The sequence below is a fragment of the Pseudomonas sp. FA117 genome (assembly GCF_057370475.1).
The window spans coordinates 3,063,949-3,086,487 of record NZ_CM170675.1; the positions used below are offsets into that span (position 1 = coordinate 3,063,949).

At 53.3% G+C, this 22,539-nt stretch carries 20 protein-coding genes and 3 pseudogenes; 4 read left to right on the forward strand and 19 right to left on the reverse strand.

Features of this window, described 5'->3' with window-relative positions; all coding sequences use genetic code 11:
- Positions 1–50 precede the first annotated feature (50 nt).
- Complete coding sequence (locus AC1TXO_RS14045) at positions 51–377, forward strand: Arm DNA-binding domain-containing protein (protein ID WP_486402323.1); 327 nt, start codon at positions 51–53, stop codon at positions 375–377.
- A gap of 111 nt (positions 378–488) precedes the next feature.
- Here AC1TXO_RS14045 and AC1TXO_RS14050 read toward each other — a convergent pair.
- The 13 genes and pseudogenes from AC1TXO_RS14050 to AC1TXO_RS14110 all read right to left on the reverse strand — a co-directional run.
- Positions 489–731 (reverse strand): annotated as a pseudogene (locus AC1TXO_RS14050) (HNH endonuclease signature motif containing protein); the annotation flags it as partial.
- 103 nt (positions 732–834) lie between these two features.
- A complete protein-coding gene (locus AC1TXO_RS14055; RefSeq protein WP_486402324.1) occupies positions 835–2,322 on the reverse strand; it encodes a SulP family inorganic anion transporter in 1,488 nt (495 codons plus the stop codon).
- 313 nt (positions 2,323–2,635) lie between these two features.
- Positions 2,636–4,156 carry an IS66 family transposase gene (tnpC, locus tag AC1TXO_RS14060; protein ID WP_486402325.1) on the reverse strand — a complete coding sequence of 507 codons (1,521 nt, stop codon included), beginning with the start codon at positions 4,154–4,156 and terminating at the stop codon, positions 2,636–2,638.
- A gap of 50 nt (positions 4,157–4,206) precedes the next feature.
- Positions 4,207–4,542: an IS66 family insertion sequence element accessory protein TnpB gene (gene tnpB, locus AC1TXO_RS14065; RefSeq protein WP_486402326.1), complete on the reverse strand. Its 336-nt coding sequence runs from the start codon at positions 4,540–4,542 to the stop codon at positions 4,207–4,209.
- Positions 4,542–4,865 carry an IS66-like element accessory protein TnpA gene (gene tnpA, locus AC1TXO_RS14070; RefSeq protein WP_486402327.1) on the reverse strand — a complete coding sequence of 108 codons (324 nt, stop codon included), beginning with the start codon at positions 4,863–4,865 and terminating at the stop codon, positions 4,542–4,544. The genes tnpB and tnpA overlap by 1 nt, the downstream gene beginning before the upstream one ends.
- A gap of 145 nt (positions 4,866–5,010) precedes the next feature.
- Positions 5,011–5,826: pseudogene (ccmI, locus tag AC1TXO_RS14075) on the reverse strand (c-type cytochrome biogenesis protein CcmI); the annotation flags it as partial.
- A gap of 85 nt (positions 5,827–5,911) precedes the next feature.
- A complete protein-coding gene (locus AC1TXO_RS14080) occupies positions 5,912–7,894 on the reverse strand; it encodes a heme lyase CcmF/NrfE family subunit (protein WP_486406841.1) in 1,983 nt (660 codons plus the stop codon).
- 9 nt (positions 7,895–7,903) lie between these two features.
- Positions 7,904–8,359: a cytochrome c maturation protein CcmE gene (gene ccmE / locus AC1TXO_RS14085; protein ID WP_486402328.1), complete on the reverse strand. Its 456-nt coding sequence runs from the start codon at positions 8,357–8,359 to the stop codon at positions 7,904–7,906.
- On the reverse strand, positions 8,356–8,532 hold the full coding sequence (ccmD, locus tag AC1TXO_RS14090) for a heme exporter protein CcmD (protein ID WP_486402329.1): 177 nt from the start codon (positions 8,530–8,532) through the stop codon (positions 8,356–8,358). Before ccmD ends, ccmE begins: the two co-directional genes overlap by 4 nt.
- 4 nt (positions 8,533–8,536) lie before the next feature.
- Positions 8,537–9,301, reverse strand: coding sequence for a heme ABC transporter permease (locus tag AC1TXO_RS14095; RefSeq protein ID WP_486402330.1), 765 nt, complete (start codon positions 9,299–9,301; stop codon positions 8,537–8,539).
- Between the two features lie 85 nt (positions 9,302–9,386).
- A complete protein-coding gene (locus AC1TXO_RS14100) occupies positions 9,387–9,806 on the reverse strand; it encodes a c-type cytochrome (protein WP_486402331.1) in 420 nt (139 codons plus the stop codon).
- A gap of 354 nt (positions 9,807–10,160) precedes the next feature.
- Positions 10,161–11,378: a cytochrome c biogenesis protein DipZ gene (locus AC1TXO_RS14105; protein WP_325976126.1), complete on the reverse strand. Its 1,218-nt coding sequence runs from the start codon at positions 11,376–11,378 to the stop codon at positions 10,161–10,163.
- A gap of 272 nt (positions 11,379–11,650) precedes the next feature.
- A complete protein-coding gene (locus AC1TXO_RS14110; RefSeq protein ID WP_325976127.1) occupies positions 11,651–12,184 on the reverse strand; it encodes a carboxymuconolactone decarboxylase family protein in 534 nt (177 codons plus the stop codon).
- A gap of 690 nt (positions 12,185–12,874) precedes the next feature.
- On the opposite strand from AC1TXO_RS14110, the gene AC1TXO_RS14115 reads away from it, so the two are divergent.
- Positions 12,875–13,393 carry a YkgB family protein gene (locus AC1TXO_RS14115; protein ID WP_445672044.1) on the forward strand — a complete coding sequence of 173 codons (519 nt, stop codon included), beginning with the start codon at positions 12,875–12,877 and terminating at the stop codon, positions 13,391–13,393.
- A gap of 200 nt (positions 13,394–13,593) precedes the next feature.
- Here the strand turns inward: AC1TXO_RS14115 and AC1TXO_RS14120 are convergent, their stop codons facing one another.
- The 3 genes from AC1TXO_RS14120 to AC1TXO_RS14130 form a co-directional block, all read right to left on the reverse strand.
- Positions 13,594–14,526, reverse strand: coding sequence for a YeeE/YedE thiosulfate transporter family protein (locus tag AC1TXO_RS14120; RefSeq protein WP_486402332.1), 933 nt, complete (start codon positions 14,524–14,526; stop codon positions 13,594–13,596).
- 274 nt (positions 14,527–14,800) lie between these two features.
- Positions 14,801–15,688, reverse strand: coding sequence for a helix-turn-helix domain-containing protein (locus tag AC1TXO_RS14125; protein WP_424476052.1), 888 nt, complete (start codon positions 15,686–15,688; stop codon positions 14,801–14,803).
- 517 nt (positions 15,689–16,205) lie between these two features.
- The gene (locus tag AC1TXO_RS14130) at positions 16,206–16,823 is read right to left on the reverse strand and encodes a cytochrome P460 family protein (protein WP_325976134.1); all 618 of its coding nucleotides are present in this window, start codon (positions 16,821–16,823) and stop codon (positions 16,206–16,208) included.
- Positions 16,824–17,190: 367 nt separating this feature from the next.
- Here AC1TXO_RS14130 and AC1TXO_RS14135 point away from each other — a divergent pair, with 367 nt between their 5' ends.
- Positions 17,191–17,868, forward strand: coding sequence for an OmpW/AlkL family protein (locus tag AC1TXO_RS14135; protein WP_486402333.1), 678 nt, complete (start codon positions 17,191–17,193; stop codon positions 17,866–17,868).
- A gap of 357 nt (positions 17,869–18,225) precedes the next feature.
- Positions 18,226–19,599, forward strand: a complete 1,374-nt coding sequence (locus AC1TXO_RS14140) for a lactonase family protein (protein ID WP_486402334.1) — start codon at positions 18,226–18,228, stop codon at positions 19,597–19,599.
- Between the two features lie 211 nt (positions 19,600–19,810).
- Here the strand turns inward: AC1TXO_RS14140 and AC1TXO_RS14145 are convergent, their stop codons facing one another.
- From AC1TXO_RS14145 to AC1TXO_RS14155, 3 genes and pseudogenes are all read right to left on the reverse strand, one after another.
- Entirely contained in the window at positions 19,811–20,683 is an 873-nt protein-coding gene (locus tag AC1TXO_RS14145; protein ID WP_486406842.1) for a methyl-accepting chemotaxis protein, read from the reverse strand.
- Positions 20,684–20,722: 39 nt separating this feature from the next.
- Positions 20,723–21,445 (reverse strand): annotated as a pseudogene (locus AC1TXO_RS14150) (methyl-accepting chemotaxis protein); the annotation flags it as partial.
- 408 nt (positions 21,446–21,853) lie between these two features.
- A complete protein-coding gene (locus tag AC1TXO_RS14155) occupies positions 21,854–22,441 on the reverse strand; it encodes a cytochrome P460 family protein (protein ID WP_486402335.1) in 588 nt (195 codons plus the stop codon).
- Positions 22,442–22,539 lie beyond the last annotated feature (98 nt).

The following is a 22,539-nucleotide window of genomic DNA, read 5'->3' on the forward strand; positions in this document are numbered from 1 at the left end:
AGCATCCAAAGTATGGGCTGGAGTATGGGCTGAGAGTGAGGAGGACGGCAATGAAATCGAACCTGTTAACGGTCAAGTCAGTAGAGCGGTTACTCCGCTCGGGCGAAAAAGCCATGCACAGCGATGGCCAGGGCTTGTATCTGAAGGTGTCGGCTATGGGCAGCGGGAGTTGGATTTACCGATTCAAATTGAATGGGAGATCCAGAGATATGGGGCTGGGTACCGTGGACGACATCACGCTCGTCCAAGCCAGGGACTCAGCCAGTCAGGCAAGGAGGATCGTCAAGGCCGGATCAGATCCCGTCCTGCTGAGGCAGCAACTTTCCAAACCTCAACAAGTAGAGGAAGCGCCCCCACTAGGACTTTCAAAGAGGTAGCCGAGGATTACATCGAAGCCCACCGAGCCGGCTGGAAAGTCGGGTGGGAGCCAGCCATTGCTGGCTGACTCCCCCCTAAGAACCGTACGTGCGCCTTTCAGCGCATACGGCTCAAGCCTTCTTTAAGCCCCCAAGGGGAGCCGGCTTGGTCACGTGTAGACCACGCGTGTGGAGCTGGTTATGACAGTTGGGGTGCAAGAGTACCCGATTGGCCAAAGCGTCACCACCGTCAAAGGCCCGGTGGATGATGTGGTGGTCGTGCCACCCTGTTTCCTTGGTGATCGGTTGCTTGCAGAGCAAACACAGGCCGTTTTGGCTGGCGTATAGGCTGCCGATTTGTTTCCGGTACGTAAGCGTCCCGTGAACACATATTGACCGCTAGCCACAGACCAATGGCTTCCCATTGGTCGTGGATGTATCTAATTGAGTCGGTAGACATCGCCCTTGGGGATCACCATTAATGTCCCATCAGCGTGTCAATACCATCGGGTTTGTCATGTACTCCGAAGCGATCCACCAGCGTCGAAGTCGCTTGGTTCATCCCGATCACATCTACCTGGATACCTTCGCGGCGAAGCTTGAGCACAACCTTGTCCAGCGCAGCCACGGCTGTGATGTCCCAAAAATGAGCTTCACGCAGGTCAATCGTCAGGGTGTCTAGCCGCTCCTTGAGGTCAAAAGCATTGGAGAATCTGTCTGCTGAACCAAAGAATACTTGCCCCGTCACGTAGTACGTCCGGTGAGCATTTTCCGGATCACGCTTAGAGGACACGTCCAGGTAGTGGCCGATTTTGTTTGCGAAAAACATCGCGGCTAGCAGGGTTCCTGCGACCACTCCGAACGCCAGGTTATGAGTCGCAACTACAACCACAACGGTGACAACCATAACGATGTTGGTTGAGAGCGGATACTCCTTGAGATTTCGGATCGATCCCCAACTGAAGGTACTGATAGACACCATGATCATTACTGCAACCAGCGCGGCCATTGGTATCCGGGCCAGCCAATCGCCCAGGAAGATCATCATGATCAGCAGAGAAACTCCGGCAAACAAGGTAGAAAGACGCGTGCGACCGCCTGACTTAACGTTGATCATAGACTGGCCAATCATGGCGCAGCCGGCCATGCCTCCTATGAGGCTGGTTGCGATATTGGCAACTCCCTGACCTTTGCACTCACGGTTCTTGTCACTGGTGGTGTCCGTCAGGTCATCCACGATGGTCGCGGTCATCATGGACTCCAAAAGTCCTACCACTGCCAGCGCGGCTGAGTAAGGAAGCACAATCAGCAGGGTCTCCAAATTCAACGGTACGCTTGGCCACATGAATACCGGCAAGCTGTCAGGCAATGAGCCCATATCTCCCACCGTATGAATTTTCAGGCCCATGTATACCGAGATTGCGGTGAGCACAATGATGCACACTAGCGGCGATGGCAGCAGCTTCCCTACAAAAGGCAGTCGAGGGAAGAGATAGATAATCGCGAGGCCTCCAGCGGTCATGGCGTAAACCGGCCACGTAACACCAGTCAGTTCGGGCAACTGCGCCATGAAAATCAGGATAGCCAAAGCGTTTACGAAACCAGCCACAACCGAGCGCGATACAAAGCGCATCAGCTCTCCCAGCCTTAAATATCCCGCTGCTATTTGTAGCACGCCGCAAAGCAATGAGGCAGCGAGCAGGTACTGAAGGCCATGATCCTTGACCAGATTCACCATAAGCAAAGCCATCGCACCCGTGGCCGCAGAGATCATTGCGGGCCGACCACCAACAAATGCGATCACGGTACAAATGCAGAATGAGGCGTAAAGGCCAACCTTGGGGTCGACTCCGGCAATGATCGAGAAGGCGATAGCCTCGGGAATGAGGGCGAGCGCAACAACGAGCCCAGCAAGAACGTCAGCCCGGACATTTGATAGCCAGGCAGCTTTGATTTTTTCAAGCATGGTTTACCTATAGCAGGCACGGCATGACGCACAGCGGCCAGCGCTGAGCAATGCAGGTGCTTCTGTCTTCATTTAGGTTGTGGGATAGCCGCGGCCAAAAATCAGGCGCAGCAGAACGCGACCGCAGCTATGAGGCGGTCAGAGTATTGCGAGGGGGCATAGCGCTAAGGCGGCGTAGGCAGCCAGTTGGAACGGGGCAAAGGTAATTCCCTTCGAGATGTCGTAGAAATGACCCACGAATAATACCGGTGAAAGGCGCAATCTTACAACCGCACCCCGGTCAACGAGGCAGTGCCGCAGGATGAGGAGCCCGTTAACACCAATGGTGAGGTAGCAGACTCGAGATCTCACCAGCCTTATGGGTCGGTAACCGCGTCAGCACATCTTTGAGATAAGCATACGGATCATGCCCATTCATGCGTGCTGACTGGATCAAACTCATGATCGCCGCTGCCCGCTTACCGCTGCGCAGTGACCCAGCGAAGAGCCAGTTCGACCTACCGAGCGCCCACGGCCTGATCTTGTTCTCGACCGCATTGTTGTCTATGGGCACAGCACCATGATCCAGGTAGCGCGTCAGCGCTACCCAGCGTTTCAGGCTGTAATCCAGCGCCTTCGCCGTGGCCGATCCCTCGGGCACAAGTGCGCGTTGGGCCAGCATCCACTCATGCAACTTCCCAGCGACGGGCACCGCCATTTCCTGACGTAATCGCCAGCGATCTTCATCGCTCATTTCCTTGGCCTGCCGTTCGACTTCGTACAACCCGCCGATGGAGTGCAGCGCCTGTTCGGCCAACTGGCTTTTATTCGCCGCATGCAGGTCGAAAAACTTGCGCCGGGCGTGGGCCATGCAGCCGATCTCGGTGATGCCTTGCTCGAAGCCGGCTTTGTAGCCTGCGAAGTCATCGCACACCAGCTTGCCGTTCCAGGTGCCCAGGAAGTTGCGTGCGTGTTCGCCAGCACGGCTGGGGCTGAAGTCGTACACCACTGCTTTCAGTGCCGAGAACGGCGTGGTGCAGTAGGCCCAGACATACGCGCGATGTGTTTTCTTTTCTCCTGGCGCCAGCATCTGCACCGGTGTTTCATCGGCATGGACGACTCGCTGGGCCACCAGGGCTTCGCGCAGTGCATCTACCAGCGGTTGCAGTTGTACGCCGGTTTGGCCGACCCACTGAGCCAGCGTCGAACGCGGGATCGCCAGGCCGGCACGGTCGAAGATCTTTTCCTGCCGGTACAGCGGCAAGTGGTCAGCGAACTTGGCGACCATGACATGCGCCAACAGGCCAGCAGTCGGGATGCCTTTATCGATCACTTGTGCCGGTACCGGCGCTTGAGTCAGTGTTTCGCATTGGCGGCAGGCCCACTTGCCACGTACGTGCTGTTCAACGGTGAACACGCCGGGGGTGTAGTCCAGCTTCTCGCTGACGTCTTCGCCGATGCGTTGAAGTTGGCAGCCGCAGGAGCACTGAGTGCTCTCTGGCTCGTGATAAATGACGGTACGAGGAAACTGCGGTGGCAATGCTGCACGCTTGGGTTGTTGGCGTACTTCATCCGGCGCTGGGGCAGGACGAAGTGCTTTCAATTCGGCGTCGATGGCTTCGAGGTCGGTGTTGAGCAAGTCATCCAGCAAACTGCCTTGCGCCGGGCTGATCTGCTCACTGCGCTTGGCAAACTTGTGGCGTTTGAGGATGGCGATCTCGTGAGAGAGCTGCTCGATGATCGTTTCGCCACGATGGATCTTCCGGCCCATGGTGTCGACCTTCGACAGCAACTGCGCAGCGAGTGTGCGCAGTTGTTCGGGGGTCATTTGGTCGAGATCGGGCAAGGAAGTCATGTCGTGTATTTTACCAACGCCGCGCACTCGACACAGCTAAAAGACCCGATTCAGAGCAACGTAATGACCCCGTTAGCACCAACCCGCTGCCAAGGCAGGCCGAGCACCAGCGCTTGAAGTTGTTCGGCGTCGAGTTCAACTTCGTGGCCACGGTGTGTGCCTGGCCAATGGAATTTACCTTGGTTCAGGCGGCGCGCGGCCAGCCAGATACCCACGCCGTCGTGCACCAGTACTTTCATTCGATTGGCGCGGCGGTTGGCGAACAGATAAGCGCAGTGCGGCTTCGCCGCACCGAACACCGCGACCACTCGGGCCAATGCAGTCTCGGTACCAGCACGCATATCCATAGGCTCGGTGGCGAGCCAGATGGCGTCGATGCGGATCATCAAGCAAGCCCTCTGATAAAGCGGGCACATCCCTCTGGATCTGACGTTGGCCACTTCACCGTGACCAATTGCTTGCCAGCTAGTAGCTCGATGACCGCTGAAGCGTGATCCTTTGGTTTGGGCTCAGTCGGCGCGACTCTCACGGGAACAAACGCTGGCAGCGCGAGTATCCGCTGATCGCGAAACAGGGGTATCCACCGTCGAACCACGTTTGGATTGATACCGTGACTCATCGCAATGGCGGCGACGGAAACGCCAGGCTGCTCGCACTCCTGGACGACTTGGGCTTTGAAGGATTTCGGATAGGACTTACGTTGGCGCATAGCGATCCTGGCGTTAAGGGTAATTGCGTCCGCTTAAAAAAACGCGGACACAATTACCCTTACCGGGCAGGTTCGGAAGGTGTGTTCACCGGCCCCTTACAATCTATCACCCTTGATGGTACGAATGTTCTCAGCGCCTTTTTGAAATGTTTTCATGAGCTTGCCTTATTGCCTCAACCAACGCTGAGCGTGATGGATCGTCAGGGCTTAACGTTGCTATCGCTTGATTCCAATATTTCAAGGCGTCGCGGTAGCGCTGTTGTTCAAAGGCCGCCAATCCCGAAAGGCTTAAACTAACCCTCTCACCTGGATCATTCACCAGCGCTTCGGCTGTGAGGGATTGAATCGTTGCTGACCATTTCTGCCCATTAGAAAAATACAGTGCTTCAGCCCACCGCCCTAATAGTTCTGGTCGGCGGCCGGCCAATGACACCGTTCGTTCAAACATTTTAGCGGCATCACTTGAGCGCCCCTGAGCCCTGTAGTTCTGAGCAAGTGAATAAGCACTTTGAGCAGACTCGGGTTGAATGGCAACGGCACGCTCCAAACGGTCGGTCATGGCCGCCAATGAACTGGGGGGCTGGGCAAGTTCGCGAGCCAGCTCAACCTGTTCGCGAGCCCCAAAATGCAGATACAACCCTAAGGCGAACGCCGGAACCACCAGCGTGATCATTAAGGGGGCGGGCCCGCCAAGATTGAAAGTCGGCGGTGCGGCATGGCCCTCGGTATCGGCCAATAATTCGCGGGCCATCTCGGCGTGAGCAGCCTCCACCTGCGCGGCACCGAGCGCGCCTTCGACCTGCTGAGCGTGCAACTGAGCTACTCGCTCCTCATACAGCGCTACATTCAGCGCAGTGCGGTCCTCTTCGCGCAGAGCGTGACAGCCGCGCACGAACGGAATCCACAAAAAGCCAGCGGCCACCAGAAGCAGCAAGCCTACACCCAGCCAGAAATCAATCATGCTTGATTGCTCATGCCAAAAACCGTTGCGGCAGGCCAGCGCACCATGGGTAGCGCCACCAGCAAACCGATTATCAACCAACGTTTCATTCCATAGCGCCCGAGCAGGCAAGTACCTCGCGCACACGGCTTTTTACCTTGGCCCGATAACGCTGATCGAGCGCTGCCAACAATCCACCCAGCCCAGTGAGCAGGCCGCCTGCCCAGATCCAACGCACGAACGGCTTGACGTGTACCCGCATCGCCCAGGCACCCTCGGTCAGCGGTTCACCCAGCGCAACATAAATATCACGGGTAAAGCCGGGGTCGATCCCCGCTTCGGTCATCGTCGCGTTCTGTACGGTGTAGAGGCGCTTTTCCGGATGGAGCACGGTGATTTCTCGGCCATCGCTAAACACGCGCACGGTACCTTTGTCGGAACTGAAGTTCGGGCCCTCGAAATGTTCTGCGCCTTCGAACAGGAAGTGGTAGCCCGCCAGGTCCATGAACTGGCCCGGCGCAAGCCGCAGGTCGCGCTCGGCACTGTTCTGGCTCGACAACACCACACCCAAGGCGCAGACCGCTACACCCAAGTGCGCCAACTGCATACCCCAATAACTGCGGCTCAGTGCCAACAGCCCGTTGATCGGCCCTTTGTGGCGGGTTTTATCGAAGATGTCGCGCACTCCGGCAAGCACCACCCAGGCAGCGAGCAGGAAGGTGGCGAGCACCGCCCAGTTGAAGTCACCGTACGCGGCACCTGCCACCCCCGCCATGGCAATGCTGCCAAGCAACACCGGGGTCAGCATGCTCATCAGCCATTTCGCTGGGGTATCCTTCCAGCGAACCATCACACCAACTGCCATCACCAACATCAGCACTGCCATCAACGGCATGAACAACGCATTGAAATACGGCGGGCCAACCGACAGCTTGGCCCCGGTGATTGAATCCAGAACCAGTGGATACAGTGTGCCGAGCAGGATCATGGAGGCCGCCACAACCAGCACAATGTTATTGCCCAGCAACAGCGTTTCCCGCGACCAGAGGTTGAAGCCAACCTGGCTTTTGACCACTGGCGCACGCAGGGCGAACAAGGCCAGCGAACCGCCAACCACCAGCAGGAGGAAAATCAGGATGAACACGCCACGCCCTGGGTCGGAGGCGAACGCGTGAACCGAAGTCAGCACCCCTGAGCGCACAAGAAAGGTGCCCAGCAGGCTCAACGAGAATGCAGCAATTGCCAATAACACGGTCCAACTCTTGAATACGCCACGTTTTTCCGTGGCCGCCAGTGAGTGAATCAGCGCTGTGCCCACTAGCCATGGCATGAATGAGGCGTTTTCCACAGGGTCCCAGAACCACCAACCGCCCCACCCGAGTTCGTAGTAAGCCCACCATGAGCCGAGGGTAATGCCGATGCCGAGGAAGGCCCAGGCAACGATGGTCCATGGCCGTGACCAGCGTGCCCACGCTGCATCCAGATGGCCGTCCAGCAGTGCCGCTATGGCGAACGCGAATGGCACGCAGAACCCGACGTAGCCCATGTAGAGCATCGGGGGATGAACGATCAGGCCGATGTCTTGCAGCAGCGGGTTGAGGTCGCGTCCGTCACCCGGTATTTGCGGCAGGATGCGCGAAAATGGGTTGGAGGTAAGGATCAGAAACAGCAGAAAACCCGTGCTGATCATGCCCATTATCGCCAGCACGCGGGCTAGCATCACCGGCGGCAACTGTCGCGAAAGCACCGACACGGCAAAGGTCCAGCCACCAAGAATCAAGGCCCATAACAGCAACGACCCCTCATGAGCGCCCCACGTCGCACTGAATTTGTAGTACCACGGCAAGGCACTGTTAGAGTTGCTGGCCACATAAGCGACGGAGAAATCATCCGTCACGAAGGCGTAAACCAGGCAACCGAAGGCGAACAACAGAAAGACGAACTGGCCCCAGGCGGCGGGCTGGGCCACGTTAATCCACAACCGGTCGCTGCGCCACGCACCGAGTAAAGGAATCACCGCCTGAACCAGCGCTAAACAAAACGCCAGAATCATCGCCAAATGGCCCAGTTCAGGGATAACAATTCCCATCGCCACCAGTTACCCCTTTTCCGCAGAAACAGCAGGCAACCGGCTAGTTTGTTCCAAGGCCTTGGCTACCTCCGGAGGCATGTACTTCTCATCGTGCTTGGCGAGCACCTCGTCGGCGGCTACCACACCGTTCTTCTTGAGCTTGCCCAAGGCAACGATCCCCTGCCCTTCTCGGAACAGGTCAGGCAAGATACCGCGATAGGTGATAGTCACGGACTGGTTCAAGTCAGTGACAACGAATGTAACCTCCAAAGAATCGCTGGAGCGCTGCAATGACCCGGCCTTGACTAAACCGCCCGCTCGAATGCGTGTGTCAATGGGTGCTTCGCCGTTGGCGATCTGGGTGGGGGTGTAAAACAGATTGATGTTTTCGCGTAGAGCACTTAATACCAACGTGGACGCAGTGCCAATGCCGGCGAGCATGCTCAACACGAACATCAAACGCAATTTATGCAGCTTGCTCATGTATCACCCTCCCGCTGTAACCGCCGAGACTCCTGTTGCAGATAACGCCGCCTCGCCAGTAGCGGCAACAGGACATTGATAGAAAGAATCAAAAAACATATGCCGTACGCTGACCAAACGAACAGGCCGTGTTGCCCCATGGTGATAAATTCACTGAAAGAAGAAAACATCATCGTTTCAGCTCCTGCTGGCAGCGGCCGACTGGCTCTTTAGAACCTCGTTTTGTACCCACCCGGCGCGAGACTCACGCATGAGCAATTCCAAACGAATACGCAACACGAGCACGACACAAAAAAAACAGTAGAAGCCGAGCGAAGTGAGTAACAGCGGAAGCCACATGCCAGCTGGCATGGCGGGTTTATCAGTCAGTGTAAAGCTGGCACTTTGATGCAGCGTATTCCACCATTCGACAGAGTATTTGATGATGGGTATATTGATGACCCCCACGACCGCAAGTACCGCGCATGCCTGCGCTGCACTGTTACGGTTAGTGATCGCGTGACCTAGCGCGATGATTCCGAAATACAGAAATAATAAAATGAGCATAGACGTCAACCGTGCATCCCAGACCCACCATGCGCCCCAAGTGGGCTTGCCCCAGATAGATCCAGTGATCAGCGCTATCGCTGTCATCCAGGCTCCAATAGGCGCGGCACATTTTAAAGCGACATCAGCAAGTTTCATTTTCCAAACGAGTCTCACCACCCCACACACCGCCAACAAGACGTAACACGACTGTGCAAGCATGGCGGCTGGAACATGGACGTACATGATACGAAAACTGTTACCTTGCTGATAATCCGGTGGAGCAAAGGCCAATCCCCAGATGATGCCCGTCATCACCAGGCATGCAGCACACCCACTCAACCAAGGAAGAAAACGACCACTGATTCCATAAAACCATTTGGGTGAACCCAGCCGATGAAACCAGATGAAGTTCATAGCGTTATCTCCGAATTATGAGCCCCAGCGCTGGGTTGTGGCAGCGAGCTGTTTGATCGACGACACACTGGCAACGGTGAGCCGCTCATTTTTCGACAAAGGTCTCGATGTACGAGATCACATCACGACGGGCCTGCTCATCGCTGACTTTCACGGTCATTTTCGTGGTAACAGACTCATCTTTCACGATGCTTCTTATGTAGCGTTGGGGATCCCCCAGCCAGTTGAAGACCTTGTCTTTATCCCAACTGAGTCCTGCCATCGATGCCTTGCTCAGTCCTGTGTCGTACGAAAACCCTGCTACAGACCCCATTTTTCGGTTCAACACACCTGTCAGATTCGGGCCGATCCCATTTGTCGCGCCCGGCCCAATCTGATGGCAAATTGAGCATTGCTGAAATACTGTTTCACCTCGCGTTGGATCGCCTTCCTCAGCGACTGCGGAGGGCGTCAAAACAATAGTCAACAGGCTGATAAAGGCTGAAGCAAAGATAAAAGTTTTCATAGAGCACTCCCACGTATGCAAACGTTAACCACTGGATGATGAAAGAGTTCAATCCCAAAAAATGAAGGCATGTTGGTCAGCAACAAGGGACGAAAAAACCACGTTCATGCGCGACAGGCGAATTTAACTTGGTCACTTGCAGAATGCTTAAGGCATGCCTCAGTCGACGTTAGTCTCGGAACGCAACCCTTCGATGTCAAGCTACGTATCAAGTGAACGGCAAAGTCCGCACGTTTTTGAAAGGTTTTATCAAACCACATTCACCTTGGATCACCAATAAGCCCTGGGCCCAGTCACCCACCAAAGATGAAAAACCGCATGCAACTGAAAGACCGCAAGATAAAAATTTGGTATTTACATGCCAGTCGCAACGTCGCCCTTGGCTTCCGCCAATAACTGCTTGATCATATCTTCCTGCTCTTGGTAACTGCCCTCACCAAAATGAAAAAGCCGCACCTGCCCTTTGGCATCAATGAAATAATGTGCGGGCCAGTAATGATTCTGAAAGCTGCGCCAGATCAGGCCGTCATTATCAACCGCAACAGGGTAAGTGATCCCGTATTCTTTCACCTTGCTCTTGACGTTATCAATGATTCGCTCAAAGCCGTACTCAGGCGTGTGGACACCAATCACCACCAACCCCTCCTTTTCGTATTTTTTTGCCCATTGCTTGACGAAAGGCAACGAGCGCCTGCAATTGATGCAGTCGAACGTCCAGAATTCCACAAGTACGACTTTACCTCTCAACCTGTTGCTTGAGAGCTCTGACGAATTGATCCACTCAACAGCGCCCGCCAAAGACGGCATCGGATACGCGTCATTTTCGTCGGTTGGGTCGCTGGCTGCACCGGAGAGGTTGCCTGTCCATTGGGGAAGTAGTTTGAATATGCCTTCTTCCAGCTTATCACCTCGCGCTGACGAGACACCGGCGAGGAGTACACTGTCAACGCCGGTAGCAATAACGCCCGCCCCGAACAGCACTGCTATCCCCCCGGTTCGCCGTATCCATCCCATCACCGAGACAGAGGGTTTGAAGCGACTGACCAGACTGCGGCTAGCGAAGATAAAGACGCCAAGAGAGACCGCACTTCCTAAACCGTATGCCACCAACAACAGGCTCGTGTTGACATTGGCACCTTGAAGTATCGCGCCGGTGAGAATCAGGCCAAGAATTGGTCCAGCGCACGGCCCCCAAAGCAAACCTGTGGCAACGCCAATCATCAGTGAGCCGGGCAGGCCTGACAGGCCGCGGCCAATGGGATCGAGGACATTCCCAAGGTGTACAAAAGGTCGAGTTAACCAATCCCCCAGCCGAGAGAAAATGAGCGATAAGGCGAACACGACCATCACCACCAACGCCACATGCCGCCCGCTGTTACTGGCTTGGATCACCCACTCGCTACTGACGACAGCAAGGCTGGATACCAAGGCAAACGTGAGCGACATCCCGACAAGCGTCACGATGATCGATGAGCGGGTGCGATTGGCACCGGCGAATAGAAATGGCACGACAGGGAGAATACAAGGACTCAGAATAGTCAACATACCGCCCACAAAAGCAATAAGCAACATGACACACCTTCAAGATTAAAAGCTCAAGATCTGCCGACTAACAAGGGCCGACCGCACCGTGCTAGTGCCCCAAAGAATAATTCGTTTACCTACTTAACTTGTTTCGCCCAATAATTCCGGGGCCTTCAGGTTAACGAACCACCCGAGCGGGACACTAGACGGTAACGTCGGACTTATCAGCCATGTCTGTTGTCAACGATCCTGGACGAGAACCCTGAATCCATTCGAACACATGCGGTACTGTGGCTCGCTAAAACACGGGAATTGAATGATCAAATTTCTGGATAATCCAGCACGGTATCATTGATACGATTGACTGCATTGATAAAAATAGTTGAGGCTATCGTTAATGATATGCCAATGATCTGGCGTTCAGAATAACCTAAGGCAATGATCGACTCCACATCCAACGCACTAAGCGTTCCTGTACCGGATACGATATGGCGAACAAACTCAATGAGCGCATCGCGTCGTGAATCTTCAGTGTTTCTACCTCCTCGCACCCGAGTAATGACATCATACGATAGACCGGACAATTTAGCCTTGAGGCTGTGGACTGCAACACCGTAGCGGCAGCCCGAGCAGACACTGACGACTAATCTTATGACTTCCAAATCCGCGTCTGAAATGCCGCTCTGGGCGACAACCTCATCCAACCGTAATACAGCATCCAAGCCCTCAGGGCTGTGCGTACCGATGGTGACATAGGTGTTGGGGATTATACCCGCAGCTCGCTTTATAGACGCAAACGTTTCAGCCACTAATCCGGTAGCTTCATGCGGATCCATAGTGGTAAGACGTGACATCTGCAACTCCTCTGGATACGGCTTCCAACAGCGATTTATGACACGTGTCAGCTTAGCCCTGGAGGGTGGTCCTGTTAATGTCAGCATTCACGATTATTATGCTCGATCGTCTCAAATAGCGTCATGGCCAACCTTGTTTGCCGCTATGCCTGTGACCAACGAGAAACCATGAATGCCGATTCAGCCGGTGCTGGAGGACCAAACATACGGCGACTGGCAGCGCGCTCCCCGAGACCTGCACGAGGGCATCTTCGGCGTGCCTGGCTGCGCGCAGCGAAGCCTTCAATCCACCCTGCAGGGGATGGCGACGTTCAGTGAATTGGCCCGGCGCCATTCACTTTAAAGCTCGAAACGGCGAAAAGTCAGCACGATTCTGGAATAAATCGCGTTAAGGCGAAGTTAATCTGTACCTGCACTAAAACTGAAATACCTCCCCAGAACGTTATGTACGCTATGCTCCAAGGGTCTTGCTAAAGGAACCAGTAAGATCGTCGCTTGGGCGGGCGCAAACTTTAGGGTTATGCGCCCGCTCCTTTTTTCCTACATCGCCTTTCTATGCATTCACCTCAGGAATTCAAATCTCTTACGGCTTTGTCGTTCTGCTACGGTGGCCTACCCGCAACATCAAACAAAACCCTGCTATTGATGGATAATCGACGCCAGCCAATATCCACACCTCGAGGACGTATCATGCGTAATTCCACTGATCACCCGGAAGACCAACTCACGCTCATCAGCGAAGCTGAGCCAATGGGGTCACTCATTACCCGGCTCGGCGAGATCGCTATATTCGCTGCCCTCGCGATAATTTATTTATGGTTTGGCGGGATGAAATTCACCGCCTACGAGGCCAATGGGATCCACGGCTTCGTCAGCAACAGCCCGCTCTTGTCCTGGATGTATAATTTCATGAGCATCAGGGGGTTTTCATATTTCCTAGGCGTGCTTGAAATTGCTATCGGATTATTGATTGCAGCCAGGTGCGTTTCCCCGAAACTGTCAGTCATCGGAGGCGTGCTGTCCACAGGGCTGTTCGTCACCACGCTCTCATTCATGATCAGTACACCTATGGTATTCGAACCGACCATTGGCTTCCCAGCGATAAGTGTGGTGCCTGGGCAGTTTTTATTAAAGGATATCGGATTGCTGGCTGCTTCAATCCTAGTGGTTGGTCACTCCCTCTCGGCTATCGAAGGCCGAAAAATATAGCCATGGCTTGAAGCCCCAGGCTGGCCACATAAAACCAGAGCTGAACACCGGAGCTCCTCTGCTGACGATCAGGGGGGCCCGATGCGGCGATAGTATGAATGGCACTGGTCGGCCCTAATGAATTCAAAGTACGATCGACTGCAACACTTTCACACGCCCAATGGCCTAAGCTCGCACGTACGGAGGCAAACAACGTTCAATCAGCGAGCTTTCCTGCTTTTAAAAAGTATCGCCAGCGTCGCGAGCATGACGAGGTAGGCCACAAGCGCATGAACCGCGAACGATGGTATACCGTAGAGCAATAACACATCATTCCCCCCAGGAATCAGAGTCGCGGCAACACTCATTAACATACCCGCTATTACCTTTTGACCAAACTTGAAAACCTCGGGTTTACGTAGGTTTAGCCGATGCATCTTCCAGGCAGCCACTATAGCGCCCAGGAAAAGCGCAGACGTGGCCGTCAGAACCGGGGTTGCGACACTGGGCGTGTACGGGTTGGTGAGCTTGGCAGCGTCCTGAGAAAGCACAGTTAAATAGCCCCAGTTGCCGACTGTACCGTAGAGCAAGCCCCCCGTCATGCCGATCACTGTCATTGACAAGATAGGATCCCACTCATATTTCGCAGTCAGTTTAAAATAATTGAGCCGGATCAGTCGGTGCCTTGAAAACAACTGATGAATGAGGATACCAATGAATGCCAGCCAGACAAGGACCGCCAAAATAGTGGGACTTGACAATGGAGAAGTGCTGTAAACCTCAGCGTTCGAAGTGGCAAACGGTGCAGAAAGTCCCCCGAGAAACATACCCACTATCGAGCCCAGATAATTAGTTTCACCTCTTGATATATGTGCGATGGTTCCAAAGACACAAGCGCCATTCAGAAAAGCACCCAAGCCAAAAAAAGCGCCCCCGACAAGCGTGGCGGTAGAAACCGGGTGAATTTTCGATAATGCTACGAAGTCCTGGAAAAACCAAGCACAGGGCAAAAGCGCGAGACCGGCCGATGCTGATGCTGCGATGAAAGCCCTAAGGTATGCGGTACGTTTTTGATTTATCCAATAGTTTACCGCCGCGACCGCACAAATATCTCCGCGCACTATAGCGAAGCCCATGATGAACGCGAGCAACACACTGACGCACAATAAAACATGTAGTGTTGGCAATGGGTAACACCTCGTGATGACCAGGAATCAAGGAGCTGATATCGTCCGCCACGTTCGCTCGACACGATAACGAATATTTAGCCTGTGCATGAGGTGGCGAGGTGCAAGCGCGGGCGATCATAGGTAATTGCCTACTTTCCGCGCTGCACGATGTGCTATTTGTGTAACGCTCTATACGTCGAGCGCTAGAAGGCAGGCCAGACGCGGACTCGCAACACTGTCACCGAGGATGGATCAGCGTTTAATTTAACCATAGGCATCGATAGTGACCAGGCGTTAACCCGATATGTTGTTTGAAGGCAGTGGTGAAATGAGACTGAGAGCTAAACCCGCAATCCTGTGAAATTTGCGACAAACTGATGCTGGTTTCCGCCAGCAAGCGCTCGGCGCGACGGATACGATGCTCCAGAACATAAGCATGCGGAGATTGCCCGGTCCTGGCTTTGAACGTGCGGGTAAAATGAAAATGACTTTGCGCTGCAATACTCGCCAGTTCGCCAACATGAATGGCCGAGCTGATACGTTCACCGATATAATCGGCAACCTTATTGAACCTAGGCTCAGGCAATTGTAATTTCCTGCGCGAGATGTCAAATTCAGCCTCTGTCGTCTTGCCGCTTTTCAGTACCATCGCGAGAATGAATCTTGCCGCAGCCGGGCAATGTACGCCACTTCTAATCAAGCTGGCGTAGGATGTGATACCTTCCCCGATTTTATTGGCCATACGACGTGCGACGCAATCGAAGCCGAACTCAGGACCGTAATGTGCAACGATTTTTTTCAGGGACGCAAAATCTAATTTCAACGACTCAATTGAACTTGATAAAAAATGATGGTCTATCATGATTTCGACAAAATCGTTTGAATGATCCCACGCAGCTATTTTTTCGATTTCGGCGCCCCCCAGCACAATACATGTGCCGCATCTTATTTCTACCTCAAAAGGCGCCTCGGGTTCCTTCAATGTCAAAATGCCATTTTCCGAAAGAAAAATTAATATTATCAACTGTCCCGTTTTAGATGAGTAAGTCTGATTACTTTTTTGCTTCATAAATCGCGCGGAGACAACATTGTAAACCTGTGTCTTTGTAGGATTGGAAGGAGATAGGGAGAGGGGGTGGGTTGTCATCTTCGCCTCACTTATTAAATATCCTGCGGCTTTATGCAAGATTTTAAAGTACGATCAGAACCCAAATCTTGTTTACGGTGCGATGCGGCATTCTAACGCAAACCAGAGTTGCTGACATCTGCAGGAAGCTCCAGTAGCACGCACAGGCACAGTTCTTGCTTGAAGCTTACTCGCCCAAACGGTCCGCTCCATCCCGTTAGGTGTGCAATGAATCGTATTGCCCTTGGATGGGTTCAGTGCGCGCCTGGGCCAGCGGGTCAAGCCCGGGCTGTTCAAGGTCCGTGACGGCGCTACCGTTGACGGCTCTGGAGATAAGCCTAGCCCAATCAACGAGAGGGAGATTACAAAAACGTGCGCTTTTCCGTGGTTTTCATGGACCCGTCAGCCTATCGCACCGACGGCGACTTGTTTTGAGTATGCTGTGCTGGCTGATCGAGAAACGAAATCGTCAGTCGCTCTCTTGCACCGAAACTAAAAAAGCCTTACCGATCCGAAAGTAAGGCTTATTGTTGATACGTTATTGCTTAGGCAGCGGCAGTGGATCCAGGATGGGCTTATAGAATTGGACGTAAACCATATCTTCCTGGGCATTATCGATATGGCAACCAGCACAGGCTTCTTTTGGCGCTTCGGTTGATACTGCTGCAAAGGGTGGAGCGTGATGGCCGAAGTTGAAGAAACCCCAGTTTTTTGTCTTGGCGAATCGTTTACTGTCTTTCACCGACACGTCTAGCCCACTGGGGCCGCCGCCGGGGAAATAACCTCTGCCCGAGGGCTCAACTCTTGAGCCATCAGACAGTTGTCCTTTTTCTGTAAGGTGCAGCTCTTTCACCATCATCGTCCCTTCGGGCCAAACTCCCGTTTTTCGATAATGCTCAAACGCCGCTGGCTCCACGTAAACGTTATGGAATTCAGGGAAGCCCGCTTTTCCGTTATTCAATCCATTGGGAGTGAGCGGTGCCCCTATGAAGACCCACTGGCGGAAATCCTTGGGTTGTATCAGTTGCCCTTTATCGTTAAATTTTGGACCAATTTTTACGTCCGGATACTCTGAGGAATGGGCGGTCGAGATATATAACCCCAAACACGCCGTGATCGTTAATACCTTGATTGTCTTGGAGTTGAGACTTTTCACCGCAAGCTCTCCTATGCGCAATTATGTTGTTGATGCACGGTCAAGGCTAGCGCGGTGCCAAGCGCGCCGCTTCCAAAAACTTGCTAACATTGTCATCAACCCTGCGCAGTGCCCCCCCCCCCAAGAAGCCGCTAATGAGTAGCACTCACCCCTCGACGAATGCAGCAGTTTTTTGAAAGCAGGCCGATAACGACCGTGCTAGCGTCTACACGAACATGTTTTTGGCCACCCGCCAACGACGGTATTATGCCGCACTGTCACAATAGGGTTTTCGCACACCTACAGCCGGATCAATCCAAGCTTACATTAGAACTCAGTAGCCAAACATCAGCATTCGTGAACGTCCTAGCAATTGAGCGGAACAGCCATGAAAAAAAAGACTCTTTATTGCTTTATACTTATGTTGGCGATACCTTCAGGTTTTGCGCGCGCTTATGATGCAGGTGACATCATCATTCGGGCTGGCGCAATCACCGTGGAACCGAACGAAGACAGTTCCGGCGTGAAAAGCAGGCTTGGCAACTTGGGTGGCGAAGCAACAGTGGACAGCGATACTCAACTTGGCCTCAACGTTGCCTACATGGTGACTGGCCATATAGGCATCGAATTGTTGGCCGCCACTTTCAAGCACGATGTAGGTGTGCACGGCTTACCTCAAGACTTAGCGGGGCTCAACGGTGACTTGGGCAGTATCAAGCATCTGCCTCCCACCCTGAGCTTGATATATTACCCGCTTGATAAAAGATCCGCGTTTCAGCCGTACGCCGGCATTGGCATCAACTACACCGCCTTCTATGACACGCACACCTCGAGCAGCGCTGAAGCCAAAGGGTACAGCAATCTGGATCTAGATGACTCATGGGGTATGGCCGTACAAGTTGGCGTTGACTATATGATTAGCGACCGCTGGATGATCAACGGGCAGTTGCGGTACATCGACATTGATACTAATGCTCACGCCGATTTGGCCGGGGTCGGCGACTTGAAGCTGAACGTGGACATCGACCCTTGGGTGTACATGGTTGGCTTGGGGTATAAGTTCTAAACCCTCACCAAACACTGCCCTATCGTCCCGAGTTGCGACAGGTGGACAGTGCATGTGTTTTCAGCGCCTGAGCAGGTCTGAATACGCTCTTGAGTGAGCTTAACGATTCCCGTCCAGGCGTGACTCCATGGCCGAAAAACTTCGGCTCCGAATTTCAATCACCCACCCATTAGCCAGCCAGGCTTAGACGCCTCCGGCTGTGTGCTTTCGATTTCATCTTCTGTAAAGAAAAAGGCACTTTCTTGAAAGCAAACTGATTAAAGTTAATGCTAGGTTTTTCACTCGAGCAGCATGAATCGGCGCTCACCGCAGCAGTTATCTAAACCATTAATAGATAATTTACTTGAGGACGTTCGTATGCCAGCCATACCAAAAATAATTTTAACCGCCGCGGCACTCTGTGCCAGCTGCGCGACATTCGCAGACGGCCATAAACAGTACCTGTACACACTGACGAACAATATTAAAGCACACGAAAATGCGGTCGCCCAGTACCAACGACTAAGCGATGGTTCCCTTCGGTTTGTAAAATTTTATAAGACCAACGGCACAGGCATCAATAACGATACCCATGGGAAACTTGGCCCGCAGGACAACGACTCACAAATCATTATTAGCGGGAATCGAAAACACCTGTATGCCGTGAACACCCACAGCAACGATATTTCCGGTTTCAGTATCGAGCAGGATGGCACTCTCACTGAACTCCCCGGGTCCCCTTTTCCATCAAAGGGCATTGCGCCAGTGAGCATCAACATTTCAGGTAATATCTTGGTCGCCGCCAACCGGAACGAGGATTACCATCAAAAAGCTAGTTTGGCCGACCCCGACGGTGCCAGTTACACTTCATTCCAAATCCAGCAAAATGGCACCTTGGTACATGCCGATACATTGAAGGTGCCGGGCTTCCAAAAACCTGCGCAGATTCATGCATCGCAGACTGTCAAAAATCTATTTTTCGCTGACGAATTCCAGGTGGATGCTGACTTTGATGGGGATGGCACACGCTCATTCTTGGCAGGACCGAAAACCAGCGTGCAAGGGCAGATTAAAACCTTGAAGGTGGATGACAACGGAAAGATAACGGTTGTCAATGAGACCACACTGCCGGAAACGATTGAGGATTACCTTTACATGGGTATGCCCGGAGTACCCTCGATGCCGCTGGGCCTTTGGAGTCATCCATCACGAAATTTATTGTACGCCGGTTTTGTCACGAGAAATCAGCTAGGTGTATTTTCCCATGACGATTCGGGGAGCTTGAAGTTCGTGAACGCCGTCACCAATGGTGGTCAAGATATCTGTTGGATTCTGGTCAACAAACAGGCAACTCGGCTGTACACCGTCAATAACCTACCACGGCAGGGCACCCCGCAAACTGCAAGTACCCTATCGGTTTATGACATTTCCGGGGAAAACGCGCTTTCGCCCCTGGAGCTGCAGGTCCTTGAAGTTCCAATGCCTGGCGAATCTTTCATCAACAATCGAAACCTTAAACAACCGGGCAGCACCTCATTCGAGGTAGCGCTCTCCCCTGCTGAAGACTTCCTCTACGTCATCAATCAAAGGATCAATCAGACCAAGGAAAATACCAACGAGTCGGGCAACGCAATACACAGTTTTGCTGTCGATAAAGACGGGTTGCTGAAGTTTGTTTCCTCAGCCGAGCTTTTGAAAGACGGGTTCCCTTCGAATTCCAGAGCGCAGGGGTTGGTGACCGTTGACTTGTAGCGCTTATGGTTGACTTTGCGCGCCTCTTCCGCGTGTCGAGGCGCGGGTGAACGCGATCGAATCGTTCGGTTTCTTTTTGCCCTAACTCCTTTCGTCAGCCCACAACCCGCCCCCTGGAAAGTCCCACTTTCGCAGGGGGTTTTGTTTAAGCGAACTCACCGCGTACCGGGTTGCTCACCGTGAAGCTGGTAGCCCTCCCAAAAACTCAATGTCATTTTTTTATGATGTTGAAATGGCTGACTTGAGCGTACAAACCTTCAGCTAGACGAGCAACGCCCTCACTAGCGCTCGTCACTTGATCAGACCCGGCAGCGTTATGGCTCGCTAACTCGCGAATCTGCTCGATTCGTCGGCTTATATCATTCGCGACCGCAGCTTGCTCTTCGGCTGCACTGGCAATCTGGGCGGCCATGTCACTGATCACCCGGTTTGCATGGGTAATGCTCCCAAGCGCAGCGCCGGCGTTGTCAGCTTGCCGTGAGCCCGCGCCTGCTTGACTGCGACTTTGATCCATGACGCACACTGCATGCTTGGCACCTTCCTGCAGTCGCGTGATCATCGCCTGAATTTCTTGGGTAGAATCCTGAGTGCGCTTGGCGAGGTTACGTACCTCGTCTGCGACCACCGCGAAACCTCGGCCTTGTTCTCCAGCCCTGGCTGCCTCGATTGCAGCATTGAGCGCTAGCAGGTTTGTCTGGTCGGCGATACTGCGGATCACGTCCAGAATACCGCCGATACTGGCAGTGTCAGCGGCCAGCGCTTCTATCACCTCAGCGGCATCACCGATATCATCGTACAACTGTTGGATGATGCTCACCATTTGCTCTACCACCGCACGACCATTCGCCGCTGAGCTGTCCGCTTTCTGGGCGGCTTCTGCGGTCTGCGCAGAATGATGCGCCACTTCTTGGACGGTTGCCGCCATTTCCGTGATGGCTGTGGCTACTTCAGAAGTATAAAGCTCTTGCTGCCTCACGTTTTCCAACGTGACGCGTGTCGTGTTGCTCAGTTGTTCAGCCGAGACTCCCAGTTGGCTACTAGAACTCACCACATTGGTTACCACTTCGCGCAACCGGTTAACCATCGCTGCGAACGCACTCGATAAAACACCAAACTCCCCCCCCTTTTCAGCCTCCAAAGTGGCACTGAGATCGCCTTCAGCTACGCGTTGAGCATCATTGGAAAGCCGCAGTAGCGCACCACCGACTTTTCGACGTATGGTGACGATGCCAACGACCGCAATGACAATGAGCAAGATCACCATCGCACAAACCACTGTCATATACATCGCACTTGTAGAGCGCAAGTCGTTGACTTCGTGCTGCGTGCGTTGATCGAGCAAGACAAAAAATTGTTTAACAGGCCCCATGACGCGTGCTTTTTCCGCATCATACCGAGGGCTGTAGACAAGCTGTGTAGAGACCGTTAGATCAGCTGGTAAACCATTCGTCCCCCAGGCGGTATCCATCGCCCGGGACTCAATTTGCGAAAGTTCGTTCGATGCACGCTCCGCCTCCCTGAGTTGTGCAAGCTCTTCATCGCTCATTCCCTGAAGGCGCATTAGTTCTAGCAGTGCAGTTGCCGGCGTGGAGGCCGTATCAACCGGCTGACCAGCGGCCAGAAAATCAATGTATGGCGCATTGTAATTAGCGGGTCGAGCATCTTGCCCATTGCGGATCGCCAAAATTTTCTGATACAGCTCGGCGTAGCGATTTTCTCCGGTAACCGCAAAGGAGCGCGCCATGCGACTCAAATCATCTGAACTTTGCCTGAATTCATCAGCTAGCAGATAGGATCTATAACGATTTTCTTCGCGCTCCATTAGATTTTTCTGGTTATTGATCATTGCCAATACGAACAGGCAGAGCGCGATCGCGCTGACAATGATGGTGGCAAAAATGAGTGTAAAAATTCGCTGAATAGACAAGTATCATTCCCCTGTGGGATTCGGGTCGGATAGGCGAAAGTCGAAAACAATTGAAATGGAGGAGCCCGCCAAATCGAAAATTCGAGCGCATCGCCTGGATGTTCAAACCGTTTGATTTAGCCGGCCCGGCGGGTACTGGGAGGGAGGTACGCGGGTGGGAACGTGATTGACACCCTCACACCCGCGGCCGATTTACCTATTTCAACAATGCCGCAACTAATGCTCCTTCAATGCCATGCTGAAGATGAATCCCCTACACCGTCCAGGTGCACTGATCAGACTCAAGCGAAGCGTTATGCAGCGCAAAACAACGCTCGCCACCCAGGATTATTTAGTATTAAGGGTAGATATTTTGTCACCTGCCTCGAGTAACGGATAACCCCAAACATGCACCCAATCCGTTTTTTTGACTGGCGTATGACAGGAGATGCAAGTGCCCGTATCTTTGTTGGTTGTCACTGCTGGGGCTTCTTGAGCAATCAACGCCCAGCCCCAACCGTCCGTCCATACCCCACTTTTCGGATAACGCCCCTTGTTGTCTTTTATCATCACAAACCAGCCAACGTTTTTATTCCAAAAAGACGCGTGGCCCGTGGTCAGGTCAGCCGCAGCGGTTTCTTGCAATTCTTTGACTAAAATAGCGCCGTCAGGAAATTCACCATGGGATTTGTAGTATTCCACTGAGTCGCGATCTACGTATACCTGGTGCAGCTCTTTCAGCCCCCCCAATGAATCTCCTCCCGGCACGGCAAAAGAGCCAAGAAAGATGAAGGAAGTTCTGTAATTCTGGGGGACTTTTATATTGCCATCTTGGTCGACATACAGCTTGAATGTTTCCGAGTATGTGGGCTTATCACTGGCCGCCTGCACACCCGTAGCTGACAGCGCGGTGTAAAGGCAAGTGGTCAACATCATGCAGGCACATACAGCTCTAATTTTTCGAGTATTCATATCAGCACCCTGCTGGAAGACAAGTCATTATTGTGCATTAAGTGGGGTAGCACCCTAACTCA